At 43.7% G+C, this 11,983-nt stretch carries 11 protein-coding genes; 8 read left to right on the top strand and 3 right to left on the bottom strand.

The features are described 5' to 3' along the window. The 3 genes from AC1DV1_RS16755 to AC1DV1_RS16745 form a co-directional block, all read right to left on the bottom strand. On the bottom strand, window positions 1-350 hold a 350-nt coding region (locus tag AC1DV1_RS16755), incomplete at its 3' end, for a transposase (protein ID WP_477361191.1). Between the two features lie 196 nt (window positions 351-546). Next, complete coding sequence (locus AC1DV1_RS16750) at window positions 547-951, bottom strand: hypothetical protein (RefSeq protein ID WP_477361189.1); 405 nt, start codon at window positions 949-951, stop codon at window positions 547-549. Next, window positions 938-1,675 carry a hypothetical protein gene (locus tag AC1DV1_RS16745; RefSeq protein ID WP_477361187.1) on the bottom strand — a complete coding sequence of 246 codons (738 nt, stop codon included), beginning with the start codon at window positions 1,673-1,675 and terminating at the stop codon, window positions 938-940. The genes AC1DV1_RS16750 and AC1DV1_RS16745 overlap by 14 nt, the downstream gene beginning before the upstream one ends. Window positions 1,676-1,921: 246 nt before the next feature. Between AC1DV1_RS16745 and glgB the strand changes: the two genes are divergently transcribed. The 8 genes from glgB to AC1DV1_RS16705 all read left to right on the top strand — a co-directional run bounded on the left by glgB (window position 1,922) and on the right by AC1DV1_RS16705 (window position 11,966). Then, the gene (gene glgB / locus AC1DV1_RS16740) at window positions 1,922-4,093 is read left to right on the top strand and encodes a 1,4-alpha-glucan branching protein GlgB (protein ID WP_477361185.1); all 2,172 of its coding nucleotides are present in this window, start codon (window positions 1,922-1,924) and stop codon (window positions 4,091-4,093) included. Between the two features lie 94 nt (window positions 4,094-4,187). Beyond that, window positions 4,188-4,379, top strand: coding sequence for a hypothetical protein (locus AC1DV1_RS16735; RefSeq protein ID WP_090644396.1), 192 nt, complete (start codon window positions 4,188-4,190; stop codon window positions 4,377-4,379). 50 nt (window positions 4,380-4,429) lie between these two features. After that, complete coding sequence (locus AC1DV1_RS16730; RefSeq protein ID WP_477361183.1) at window positions 4,430-4,636, top strand: DUF2683 family protein; 207 nt, start codon at window positions 4,430-4,432, stop codon at window positions 4,634-4,636. A 133-nt stretch (window positions 4,637-4,769) separates the two neighbouring features. Then, window positions 4,770-5,075: a DUF3784 domain-containing protein gene (locus tag AC1DV1_RS16725; RefSeq protein WP_477361181.1), complete on the top strand. Its 306-nt coding sequence runs from the start codon at window positions 4,770-4,772 to the stop codon at window positions 5,073-5,075. A 264-nt stretch (window positions 5,076-5,339) separates the two neighbouring features. After that, complete coding sequence (locus AC1DV1_RS16720) at window positions 5,340-6,947, top strand: hypothetical protein (RefSeq protein WP_477361179.1); 1,608 nt, start codon at window positions 5,340-5,342, stop codon at window positions 6,945-6,947. Between the two features lie 155 nt (window positions 6,948-7,102). Beyond that, entirely contained in the window at window positions 7,103-7,390 is a 288-nt protein-coding gene (locus tag AC1DV1_RS16715; RefSeq protein ID WP_477361177.1) for a hypothetical protein, read from the top strand. 403 nt (window positions 7,391-7,793) lie between these two features. Beyond that, on the top strand, window positions 7,794-10,199 hold the full coding sequence (locus AC1DV1_RS16710) for an ABC transporter permease (protein WP_477361175.1): 2,406 nt from the start codon (window positions 7,794-7,796) through the stop codon (window positions 10,197-10,199). Window positions 10,200-11,153: 954 nt separating this feature from the next. Continuing rightward, window positions 11,154-11,966, top strand: coding sequence for a hypothetical protein (locus tag AC1DV1_RS16705; RefSeq protein WP_477361173.1), 813 nt, complete (start codon window positions 11,154-11,156; stop codon window positions 11,964-11,966). Window positions 11,967-11,983 lie beyond the last annotated feature (17 nt).

Below are 11,983 nucleotides of genomic sequence, written 5' to 3'. Positions count from 1 at the left end.
TTCTTTAACCGAACACCCCTAAATCGGTTAATAGTATTATGATCGGGGTAACTCATTGAGCTCAGCCACATAAAGTAGATGCTTTCCTGGCATGCAGCCGCCAGCTTACGGCTGGAATAAATATTGGTCACATAGCCATAAACCACTACCTTCAGCAACAATTGAGGGTGATCACTGGAACTTCCCCTGATATGATAAGCTTTTAATAAAGGCTCAATATTGATCTTGTTAATTACTTCATTGACAACTCTAACCGGATGGGATTGCGGGATTAGCTCCTCCAGGGTTGGCGGAATAGCTAATATTTGCTGCTGATCATAGTGTTTGAAAACAGGTTGTCTGATTGCCATATCTCATATATCTATACTTTAAATATATGAAAATCAGATTGTTAAAACAAATAAAACCATAGATAACTAATTGATTTTATAGCAATAAACCATTAATAATAAAAAAGAGGCTGATCATGATTTATGATACAGCCTCTTTTTTGTTGGTTCTTTTAAAAATAGAATATGTAATTCTGGCAACTATGTTAGCCAGCTATTATTCGCCGAAATGATATTTTTCTTCTTCAACCTCTTTAGATAGCTTTTTTAATGCCCGAAGGGCTGATGTAAGCGTTTTAGAATGAGATGAAAACGACGGACTGGTATTTGCAAAGCTAACCATCATGTAATTAATAACATGGATATAACTGGTATAACCCGAGGCTGCGGTAGATAAGCTAACAGCAGTTACCAATTGTTCTGACATATGTTCGCCAAGATAAGTGTCATAATCTGCCTGGAGAACGCCATAAGCTTTTAAGCCGGTTGGCAAGTCGAATATACCCCTTTCAATACCACGCTGTACGCTTTCGCACTTCCTGCCAATTTCGTAGGCCATATCGTCAAATAGTTCTTCGCCTATATGCGCGGCTTCTGTATTTATGTGTTTATCTGGAAACATATTTCTTAAAATTACGCAATTCAGCCGGGTTTGTCAAGTCAATTTCTCCATGCCAGTCACTGCCCCGTAATATAGGCTCCATAAAACGCAAACCCGACCAGTCTGATATGTTAAACGGAGTACCGGGGGAATTGTTATAATGATCATCATACCAGCCTTTAGCAATTTTATATAAATTTAACGGCAGTCGCAATTCTGCCGTTTTCAAAATAATTTCCATCTCTTTTTGGTAAATCGCTTTGAAACCAGCTCTGGCCCATACGTAACCACCGTCTTGCAGAGCGGCATGTACCATAATTTTGCTAATGCCAATTTGTTGGTACTGGTCAAAACATACTCCTAATACTTTTTTGCCTGTATTTTGTCCTCTTGCCGAAACAGGTAGCCTGAAATAATCATGGTTCACCATAAGATTTCCGGCAGGATCATTGGTGAATGTACGTGCAAACAATAGGCCATCGTCCATATCCCTATGATTATCTGAATAAAAATAGATAGAAAAAGACGGCGGTGTGATAGTAAATTTTATTAGCCTGTTAATAGGTGATGTGGTCAACCCTCCTAATAATTGTTCTATTTGATCCAAAAACACAAAGGGCTGGAAGCCGCTAAAGTATTGATTGATAAATTCTTCTACTGGAGGAGGTGGTGTATGAACTACCGTATATCCCAAATTAATTACGCGGTTAATCTCGCTGGCGGTGACAAGGTATGTGGCAGACATAACGTAAATCTAAAAAATTCATTGATTTTTTATTGGTATCTATAATCATAATTTGAAATCGTTTGAAAAATAACGATGTATTTCAAATAGTCGATACAACCATCTATAAAATACGGCCACGCTCTCAAAAAATTAAATTCGGTAAATCCCGCATAATGTCATAATCCTGTTATATTTGATTTATATAAACCAAACTCAATCCTGTAATTTGGGTTATCCTTACAAATCCTGACAGGTATCTATATCATGGCCAAAAAAACAAAGACAACCGACACCCCTATACCGGAAGAAAAGCCTGTAAAAGAAAAAAAAGTAGTTAAAGCTACAACACCTAAGGTTGAGCCCGATGCTGTTGCAGCTACCGCCAAAAAGGCTGTAAAAGCAAAAACAGCATCAGCCGAAAAAACAAGCACGCCCAAGCCCAAAACGGTTAAAGCAAAAGTTGCCGAAGCTGTTCAGGCTACGTCCCCTGTAATATTAAAAGCAGTTGAACCCTATAGCCGCTTTACCGATTTTGATATCAGCTTATTTAAATCGGGTAAGCACTTTAAGTTGTATGAAAAGTTTGGCTCGCATGTGGTTGATTTTCAGGGCGTGGTGGGTACCTACTTTGCGGTTTGGGCGCCAAACGCGCAGTATGTATCGGTGATAGCAAACTTTAACGGCTGGAACCGCGGTTCGCACAGTTTAAATGCCCGTTGGGATTCGTCGGGCATATGGGAGGGTTTTATCCCGAATATTGGCGTAGGCGAAACCTATAAATATTATATCAAATCATCAACCGGCGAAGACCTGGAAAAGGCCGATCCGTTTGCCCTGCGCTGGGAAGTACCGCCAAGCACGGCATCTATAGTTGTTGATACCTTTTACCAATGGACCGATGGCGACTGGATGGCCAACCGCCATGAGCATAACGCGCTTGATAAACCTTACAGCGTTTACGAAGTGCACCTGGGCTCATGGGCCCGCAGCCCCGAAAGCCCCGACCAGTTTTTAACTTATACCGAGCTGGCACACAAGCTGGTGCCCTACGTTAAAGAAATGGGCTTTACCCACGTAGAGTTTATGCCTATAATGGAGCACCCGTATTACCCAAGCTGGGGCTACCAAATTTCGGGTTATTTTGCTGCGGCTTCCCGTTATGGTTCGCCGCAGGAACTGATGTTCCTTATCGAGGAGTTTCACAAAGCCGGCATCGGGGTAATATTGGATTGGGTACCATCGCATTTCCCGGGCGATATTCACGCCTTGTATAAATTTGATGGTACACACCTGTACGAGCATGAAGATATGCGCAAAGGTTTCCACCCGGATTGGAAATCGTATATATTTAACTATGGCCGTAACGAGGTTAGGGCATTCCTGATCAGTAACGCCCTGTTTTGGCTGGATAGGTACCATGCCGATGGTTTACGGGTAGATGCCGTAGCATCAATGCTTTACCTTGATTACTCGCGCAAGCATGGCGAGTGGGAGGCAAACATTTATGGTGGCAACGAAAACCTGGAAGCTATCTCGTTCCTGAAAGAGTTTAACGAGGCCGTTTACAGCCATTTCCCATCAACCCAAACCATTGCCGAAGAGTCTACCTCGTTTACGGGTGTTAGCCGTCCGGTTTATTTGGGTGGCTTAGGTTTTGGGATGAAATGGATGATGGGCTGGATGCACGATACCATCGATTATTTCCACGAAGATCCTATCCACCGTAAGTATCATCATAACGAGATCACCTTTAGCACCATATACGCCTTTACCGAAAACTTTATGCTGCCTTTCTCGCACGATGAGGTAGTATACGGCAAAGGTAGTATGCTGCGCAAAATGCCCGGCGATGAGTGGCAGCAATTTGCCAACCTGCGCCTCATGTACAGCTATATGTTTACGCACCCCGGCACCAAACTATTATTTATGGGTGCCGAGTTTGGCCAGGGCGATGAGTGGAACTACAGCCAATCGTTACCATGGCATGTAATGCAATACCCTAACCACCAGGGCATGGCGGCAACCGTAAAGGCGCTTAACCAACTGTATAAAGATGAGCCTGCACTGTACGAAAAAGCCTTTGATTTTACCGGCTTTGAGTGGGTAGACGGTGGCAACGCCAACGACTCGATACTGGTTTATGGCCGCATGGGCCACAGCCGTGCCGACGACCTGGTAATTATCCTGAACATGACCCCGGTACCGCGCTATAACTACCGCATTGGCGTACCCGCAGGCGGCAAATGGCAGGAGGTATTTAACTCAGATGCCCAAAACCTTTGGGGCAGCGGCATCATTAATTATCACCCGGTAACTGCCGACGCCGAAAAATGGCATGGCAAGGATAACTCCATCAGCATTACCATACCACCTTTGGCAGCCACCGTATTTAAAAAAATACCCGATGCCCCTGCCAAATATGAACTAAAGCGATAAATAACATCAAATCGCTATAAATATATTCAACCATTTATTAAGCTTTTGCGTTTAATAAATGGTTGAATATTCATATTAATACATTTACCTGCCCATGAATCCTAAATTCCGTAACCTTTTTATTATAGGTGGCTCTGTAGCCCTGGTGTTGCTAATTATACAGGTATTCATGACCTACCCCGATATTAACGCCGTAAACATATTATTAAACGCCTTGCCCGCCCTGGTACTTTATTACCTGGCCTATAAAACCTACCATGAGCATAAAGATGGCGAACTGATGTAAATTGAAGATAGTTACATTGCTTTTGGTTTTAATAATCTTTAATTTTGAATATGGATGCATTGATCGTATATCCCGAAAATAAAGAACAATTGGCGGCCATGAAGGCAGTTATGAAAGCGATGAAAATTACCTTTGAACAAAAGAGCGAGGTTTACCCCGATTATGTTGTACAAGGCGTAAAAGAATCTTTGAAGCAAGCTAAGGAAGGGAAATTAACGCCCTATACCGGAGTAAGAGATATGCTTGGCCTTTCATGAGCCTTAAAGTTTATTATACCCAACCGGCAAAAGAAACGCTGTTAGTATTATACACATCTATTCAAATCTATAACCCTTTTGTTTTTTTGGGACACCCGGCAAGAGCCCTTCTTTACCCATTTACCCGAATAATATGCTTAACCTCTTTGTTTTTGGTGCTATAGCCCTGGTGATGTTATTATTTGGCTACCAGATAAAATATAAAAAGAAAGCCAGCCTGATATCCGGGTTCGACGAAAACCTGGTGGGCGATGTTAACGGCCTGTGCAACTGGGTAGGCAACCTTATGCTCATCAACGCCGCCATAGCCCTGCTCACCGGCATCGGCATGACCTACCTGCCCGCTCAAATGAACTTCATCCTGATATTTTTTGTCGTTGGCATCCTGGCAACCTCCGTTTTTGCCATTGCCGGCAAGCGCAGGTTTGGGCGGCAGTAATCAGGGCATTGCCTGCGGCCCGCGCTATTCGTTCATACTGCACAGGCATTAGCCACCGGGCCGGTATCCACTGCTATCGCTAATGCTTTAAATTGGTTTGGTAACCTTCCTGTCCGTCCGCAAAGTGTAGTGAGGTATTAACGGACAAATCCGGACAAGGCAACACCAACTCGCCACGCGGTCAATCACCAGAAAAATTTTAATAATTTCCAATTGTTAAGCTAAAAATTATTTATTAGCTTGCAGTACAACCAGTTAACCTTTATGAAACGGATATTTTTTGCCTGCCTGCTGATGGCGGCTCTTTTTGTTGATGCCCAAACTGCTACAGTAACACTCTCCAATAAATTTGAGTTAAAAGACCGCGGCCTTGGCGACGCTACCGGAAGTACCTGCCGCCTGGGCAATTTTTTTTATTGCATGCAGTACGATTATAAAAGCGTGCAATTTGCCATATATCCACGGCTAAACGATAAAAAATACAACATTAGCCTTTACCGCTATACGGCCGATATGAAAGAGGTTGCCAAAGCCGCGCTGAACAAAGGAAAAAAAGAGTTTGGCCCGTTTGCGCCTCAAGCCATTATATTGAACAATAAATTACTGCTGTTTTATTACCATGCACAGGATGATGGGTCGGTAAAATTGTTAGTAACAACGTTAGAGCCCGAAACCCTTACCGAAACCGGGGTGAAAGAGTTGTACACCATGCATGTAAAAAATGTAAGCAGTTTTGAAACAGACGGAGTTATTGCGAATAACCAGCTAAGCCTGGTATTGTCGCCCAATCAAAAAGAATTGATGGTAACACAGTCGGGTAATACCAACGAGATTTTTACCTGTATCATTAATGATAATAACGCGGTTGTTAAACCTGCCGTTACCATCATTAAAAACAATATCCAGGATATGGCCATACAAAACGGGTTTTTGGACAACCAGGAGAATAAATGCCTTAGCTACACCTACACTATCAATAAATTATACAAGCGCGGTGTGTTGGTGTTAAATAATAAGGGTGCCGAGGCATTCATGGATTTCAACACCGGATCAAAGGAGTGGGAATCCAATAAATTGTCGTTTCACGTGTCAAATGATAATGCTACCCTGTATGTATATGCCAACTACTATGGCGATTATATGGACGAGGGCGTATTGCTGAGCAGCTTAAACCTGCAGCAGCTTACGTACGGCCCTGTTCAGTTTTTTGCATACGCCGATGATATTAAGGAAAAGCTATATAAAATGGGTTTCGGCGTTAAAGGTAAAGATACCTATACTGTTAAACGTGTTGATTATGCCTGTACAGAACTGGACGACGGAACGCTGGCGCTAACAGGATACCCCTCGGTTACATCATCAAGTATGCGCATGAAGCCAACCATTATGAATACAAATACGCTGCCGGCAAGCGGTACAAATCACACAACACAGTATCAAACTGTCGATATTGCTATCGCCGGCCCTATTATTAATGTGTTTTTAAAGGGAGGGCAAAGTAAATTTGGCTTGTTATACCGCAAACAGCCCGATACCGAAACATCGGGCTACATACCTATTGCTTATAAAAACAAGCTGGTTTGTATTTATTGCGATAGTAAAAAGAACCTGGAACGCGGGCCGGATGAGAAGGTAAAAGGGAAGGAACAGCCATCGGATATGGTACTGGTAAAAGCCGTTGTAGCAGCCGACGGTACCGTAATAAGCCGCGAACAAATAGCCGATACGCCCTTTGGCTCAAACTATTATTACCTTGATTATAACAAGCAGCTCACAAACACATCGTACCTGATCCCTATTGGGCGGCTACGGCTAAACATGGCCAGATATTATACCCAAATTGTACAATGGGCCAATGTGGAGGTGAAATAGGCCGGCTGCCGGTTTCTGATAGCGGGCTATTAAATGGGTGTGCGTTTGGCAAAACAATGGTTAGCGTGTTATAAATTTACGCCGCACTTCCTAACTTTACGCGGTTTATATAAGCTTTGCGGTAATAAGCCCATCAATCCAAAAATTAACGTGCCATGAATGCGCTATCTGAATTTAAATCATCGTTAAAATTAAACCAGCCCGGCCCCGATTTATCTGTGCAGCTGAAAAGCCTTTGGTACGATGGCAAAGGCGATTGGCACCTTGCACATGCACAGGTCGACCAGCTGAATGATAAGGCATCGGCATGGGTACATGCCTATTTGCACCGTAAAGAAGGCGACACCTGGAATGCCGACTACTGGTACAACAGGGCAGGGCAAACACGGCCCAAGGTATCATTGAACGAGGAATGGGAGCAATTGGTGCAGCACTTTCTTTAGCTGCATACCACGCGCAAAAAAAAACAGGGCAGTAGGCGGTTGTTTCGCTGGAAAGGGAGGTATTCCAATGTTATTATGGTAAAAATAATATCGAACACTGAATTTTGAATATTCAATACCGAATTTTTCTTCGTTATTCGAAATTGGATATCCGGTGTTCGATATTAAATTCAGGTTTATCCCGTAACTCAATGACATTGGGATACCGGTCCGGCGCCTAATGCCTTGTGCGCGTATGAATGGACAGCCCGGGCCGCAGGCACTGCCCCCGTTCGCACACGTACTATACTGTATCATATCCGAACGCTTTCGTAGGTTCGTTACTTTGTTAAGTATTTGATTGTTAATTATTTAAAACACGGGCACAATGTTGGTTGCACCAATAGCATAAAAACCACTGATTATGCTTAAAAATTACTTACTGGTTGCTTTCCGTAACCTCACTAAAAACAAAGCTTTTTCGTTTATTAATATTGTGGGGCTGGCTATTGGTATGGCTGCATGCCTTTTAATTTTGCAGTATGTTACGTTTGAACTGAGTTTTGATAATTTTCAGGCGAAGAAGGATCGTATTTACCGCATTAACCAGGACCGCTTTAATAATGGCAAGTTAAGTACCCGCTGGGCAGGCGGGGCTTTTGCACCGGGAACGGAGTTTAAAAACGATTTGCCCGAGGTGGAGGATATGGTGAAATTATCGCCGGCCGGCGATATTTTGCTGAGTTATAAGGATCAGAAAATGACGGTTGCCAATAATTACTTTGTGGGCAATTCGTTCTTCAACATATTCTCGTACAAATTACTAAGCGGCGACCCAAAAACCGCCCTGGCCGAGCCTAATACGGTAGTTATATCGCGCAGTGTGGCCAAAAAGCTGTTTAACAACCAAAACCCTGTTGGGCAAAACATTACCATTTATAACGATAAGGGGATGAAGGTTACCGGCGTAATGGAGGATATGCCCGAAAATACACACATGAAGCTCGATTTTTTACAGTCGTGGGCTACGTTGTCAAAAATTTATGCGCCTGGTATTGATAACCAGTGGATGAATGATGGCTGCACTACCTATTTGCTGCTTAAGCCGGGTGTAAACCCAAGGGCTTTAGAAGCTAAGTTTATCCCCATTGTAAAAAAGGCGTATGATAAATTTAAAGGCTCGGGCGAAAGCGGCATTTATACGCTGCAGCCGGTAAGCAGCATTCACCTGTACTCCAACCTGATGTTTGAGTTGCAGCCCAATGGCGATGGTAATTCTGTTTACCTGCTGTTGGGTATAGCCATATTTGTAATTATTATAGCCTGGATAAACTATATTAACCTGGCTACCGCCAAGGGGATAGGCCGGGCCAAAGAGGTTGGGGTGCGTAAAACATTAGGATCGGCAAAGCAACAGCTTATAGTACAGTTTATGCTGGAGGCCGGGTTGCTTAACCTGCTAGCGCTGCTGCTGGCGGTTATATTGATTATTGTTTTTTTGCCCGTTTTTGCCAATATATCGGGCCTGCATGTCAGCTTTAGTTTGTTTTTAAACCCGGTATTCTGGATAACCGTAGCGGGGATATTGCTGGTAGGGTCGTTCTTTTCGGGCTTTTACCCGGCTATGGTGCTATCATCTTTTAAGCCTGTGGAGGTAATGAAGGGTAAACTATCGGCATCGCCGCGGGGCATAATTTTGCGCAAGGGGATGGTGGTTTTCCAGTTTGCAGCATCAATTTTCCTGCTTATTGGCTCGCTAACGGTATTCAGGCAAATTCAATATATGCAAAACCAAAGCCTGGGTATCAATATTGATCAAACCATTGTGGTTAAGCCGCCGATAGCCAAAATAGATTCGTTTTACCGCAATATGAAGGCGTTTAAAAACAACATCCTTACTAACCCGGCTATTAAGGGGATGACGGTATCGACCACGGTGCCGGGCGAGCCGGTGTCATGGAACGCGGGCGGCATTAAGCCCCACGGTGCCGATCAGTCGCAAGGCAAACAATACCGTGTTATTGGGGGCGACCAGGAATACCTGACTTTTTACGATATGAAGCTGCTTGCGGGCCGCAGGTTTTCGCCCCAGTTTACTACCGATACGGCTTCGGTAGTGTTTAACGAAAAGGCCATTCACCAAATGGGTTTTGATAAGCCCGAACAGGCCATAGGTAAGCAAATTGATTTTTGGGGCAAAACCTATACTATTGTTGGTGTTGTCGAAAATTTTCATCAGCAATCATTACGGGATGATTACGACGCGTTGATTTTTAGGTGTATACCGGATTTGCGCAACCAGGTATCTATTAAAATAAGCACAGCCAACATACAGCAAACATTGGCTGGGTTGAAAACAGACTGGAAAACATATTTCCCCAATGATCAGTTTGATTATTTTTTCCTTGACGAACATTTTAACAAGCAATACCAGGCCGATAAGCGTTTTGGCCAGGTGTTTGGCATATTTACATTCATAGCCATATTTGTTGCCTGCCTTGGGTTATTTGGCCTGGTATCATACACCATTGTACAGCGTACCAAAGAGATTGGCATCCGGAAAGTACTTGGCGCCACCGTTAGTAATATTTTACAGTTGCTTTATAAAGATTTCGCTGTGTTGGTAGTTGTTGCTTTTGTTGTATCGGCACCGCTGGCCTGGTATACCATTAACAAATGGCTGCAAACCTACTCGTTCCGGCTCAGTATCAATTGGTTGTTGTTTGTTATACCATTTTTAGCGGTATTCATCATCGCCTTTGTTACGGTATCGCTACTAACTGTAAAAGCCGCATTGATGAACCCGGTTAAGAGTTTGAAAACAGAGTAGTTTGTGTAAGGTTGCAAATTAAGCAAATTGGCTATGGATGGTTTGCAGCGGCTATATTACCGAGCCGCTTGTCCCGAATATGGCAGGAGGGATACCGGAGGGACGGACACTTTGCAGCGTAGCAATAGGGATGGAAATGGATACCGGCCAATGTGGCTAAGGCCTGTGCAGTATGAATGTACAGCCCGGGCCGCAGGCATTGCCATTTTTAGTAGTAAGTAGCAAGTAGTAAGTAGTAAGTAGCAAGTAGTAAGTAGTAAGATTTTTATTGGCATTAGCCGGGCTTTTGTGTTTAATAAGAGAAAAAAAGCGTGGGCATGTGCGGATCCCCTCTTGAGAGGGGCGGAGGGGTGTGTTATACGCGCGCAATGAAACGCTGGCAAACACACCCCTGCCACGGCTCAATCTATCGCGCCCCCTCTCGAGAGGGGAATAAAGAAATCTTACTACTTACTACTTGATACTTACTACTTACTACTTGATACTTACTACTTATTACTGATACTATGAACCACAAAGCCCCGGCTAATGCCAGGGCTTTGTGGGTTAAAATTAAGATTGGGAAAAGGGATTAGAATTTACCTAATTCCCCCGTTATCTGTATTCTTACACCGTTGGGATGTCTCCGAACGAACGACTATGCCTATAGTTTATAACTACAGTAATATTAGCTTTTTAGAGCAACCCAAACCTAACTATAGCATCTGGCTTTTATTTAAGGACCCCTGCAATAAGGATTGAAAATGGATACTAGCCAATGTAGCTAAGGCCTGTGCAGTGTGAATGTACGGCCCGGGCCGCAGGCATTGTGCAACAAAGTCGAAAGGATTTGCAACGTAAGCTAAAGCTTTTTGCTGCTGTAGGCTTTTAATTTGTAAAGTTCATTTCAGCCTGCCGGGGTTCCCTAATGCCCGTTGGTGCAGGGTGTTATCTATCTACCTTATAAATATCAACATGAAAAACGTAAGTTATTTTTTATCTGTTTGCCTTGTGGCTTGTGCCCTGGTGTTTTGGTGTGGCTGTAAAAAAACCACTAATGGCCCGCCGCCGCCAACTACCGGCACTTTTAGTTTCGCGTATGCCGAGTATACCGGTATAGGTAATGCGGGTAACCATTATTATCCGCGGCCGGTATCCATCCGTTTTAACGGGGATAGCAGCATGTCTGTTTTTTCGTTTATTGTATTAAACGGCCAGTATTCAACAGTAAAGGGTAAAGTAAGCCATGTGGCTGTTAATGCGCAGGGGCAAACCGAGGTAACGGTTGTTTATGATTTCCCTGCCAAAGAGCAGCAGTTTAACGGTCCGCAAACGTATTTCATCTCGGCAGATAAGGCTACGATGACGGGCGGGGCGTTTCCGTTATACGAAATTGTGGGCAGTTTAAAATTGTTTCCGGCTAAGGCGCCCGGCATAGCAGGCAACTGGAATACGCCTAACGGGTACTACCCCGATGTGGCGGGCATGTCTTTTGGCGCCGATAGTACCACTACTTACCAGTACAATGGCAAAACGCTTACCTACGGTGGCGATCCGACTAAGGCAATTCATATTAAATATAGCCAGAATGGCGGGCGCGTAAATTTCTTTGGTGTAAATGTATCGCAGAACGACCTTCTTCTTCAATATTATGGGGTGCTTACCGCCGATGGCAACAACATGTACCTGGATAGTTATCAGTTTAGCGATGCCCGCCTGCCATCTATTTATGGCGGCAGCCAGATATACGGCACCATAGGCGTTACGCCAAGCATGAAAAGGCAGTAGCATTGGTTAAAAAATGG

It is taken from the genome of Mucilaginibacter sp. P4_D1 (assembly GCF_056401935.1).
This window is presented reverse-complemented; position numbering and strand designations above follow the sequence as displayed.

What these genes read in the sequence shown, in the direction of transcription:
- AC1DV1_RS16750 (WP_477361189.1), bottom strand. Translation starts at nt 951, where the DNA reads ATGTTTCCAGATAAACACATAAATACAGAAGCCGCGCATATAGGCGAA.
- AC1DV1_RS16745 (WP_477361187.1), bottom strand. Translation starts at nt 1,675, where the DNA reads ATGTCTGCCACATACCTTGTCACCGCCAGCGAGATTAACCGCGTAATT.
- glgB (WP_477361185.1), top strand. Translation starts at nt 1,922, where the DNA reads ATGGCCAAAAAAACAAAGACAACCGACACCCCTATACCGGAAGAAAAG.
- AC1DV1_RS16735 (WP_090644396.1), top strand. Translation starts at nt 4,188, where the DNA reads ATGAATCCTAAATTCCGTAACCTTTTTATTATAGGTGGCTCTGTAGCC.
- AC1DV1_RS16730 (WP_477361183.1), top strand. Translation starts at nt 4,430, where the DNA reads ATGGATGCATTGATCGTATATCCCGAAAATAAAGAACAATTGGCGGCC.
- AC1DV1_RS16725 (WP_477361181.1), top strand. Translation starts at nt 4,770, where the DNA reads ATGCTTAACCTCTTTGTTTTTGGTGCTATAGCCCTGGTGATGTTATTA.
- AC1DV1_RS16720 (WP_477361179.1), top strand. Translation starts at nt 5,340, where the DNA reads ATGAAACGGATATTTTTTGCCTGCCTGCTGATGGCGGCTCTTTTTGTT.
- AC1DV1_RS16715 (WP_477361177.1), top strand. Translation starts at nt 7,103, where the DNA reads ATGAATGCGCTATCTGAATTTAAATCATCGTTAAAATTAAACCAGCCC.
- AC1DV1_RS16710 (WP_477361175.1), top strand. Translation starts at nt 7,794, where the DNA reads ATGCTTAAAAATTACTTACTGGTTGCTTTCCGTAACCTCACTAAAAAC.
- AC1DV1_RS16705 (WP_477361173.1), top strand. Translation starts at nt 11,154, where the DNA reads ATGAAAAACGTAAGTTATTTTTTATCTGTTTGCCTTGTGGCTTGTGCC.